1 protein-coding gene is annotated in these 846 nt (G+C 56.9%); it reads left to right on the forward strand.

Annotated features, from left to right (window positions below; all coding sequences use genetic code 11):
- The coding region (gene ychF, locus B3K78_RS08420) for a redox-regulated ATPase YchF (protein ID WP_286695102.1) at window positions 1-846 on the forward strand (846 nt) is incomplete at both ends.

An 846-nucleotide genomic window follows, 5' to 3' on the forward strand; every position in this document is an offset into this window, starting at 1 on the left:
TTCTGCACCATTGAGCCCAATTCCGGCATTGTCGGCGTTCCCGATCCACGCCTAAACGTTTTGGCAGAGATTGTCTCGCCAGAGCGCGTGCTTCCCGCAACGATGGAATTTGTCGATATCGCCGGGCTGGTTGCCGGCGCCTCAAAGGGTGAGGGCCTCGGCAATAAATTCCTCGCCAATATCCGTGAGACCGATGCCATTGCCCACGTGGTTCGCTGCTTCGACAACGACAATGTTATCCATGTGGCCAACAAGGTCGACCCCGCTGCAGACATCGACGTGATTAACACCGAGCTAGCACTGGCCGACCTTGACGCTGTTGAGAAGCAACTACAGAAAGTCGTTCGCCCTGCCAAAAGTGGCGATAAAGACGCGATTGCCGCCAAGAACCTGCTGGAAAAACTCCAGAGCCACCTGGACGAAGGCAAACCGCTTCGCTCACTTGAGCTGGACGACACCGAGCGCGCCCGCATGGGCAGCCTGCACCTGCTTACCACCAAACCAACAATGTATATCGCCAACGTCAACGAGGACGGCTTTGAAAACAACCCCCACCTCGACACCGTGCGGCGTATTGCTGAAGAGGAAGGCGCTATCGTCGTTCCCATCTGCAATAAACTGGAATCAGAAATTGCCGAACTGGACGACGATGAGAAAGGCGAATTCCTCGAAGAGCTCGGCATGGACGAAGCTGGCCTCGACCGCGTGATTCGCGCTGGCTATGAGCTGCTAGGCCTGCAAACCTACTTTACCGCTGGCGTAAAAGAAGTCCGCGCCTGGACCATCCCGGTAGGCGCCACGGCGCCACAGGCAGCCGGCAAGATTCACACCGACTTCGAAAAAGGC

The organism is Spongiibacter sp. UBA1325, from assembly GCF_002306875.1.
Taxonomy (GTDB): domain Bacteria; phylum Pseudomonadota; class Gammaproteobacteria; order Pseudomonadales; family Spongiibacteraceae; genus Spongiibacter; species Spongiibacter marinus.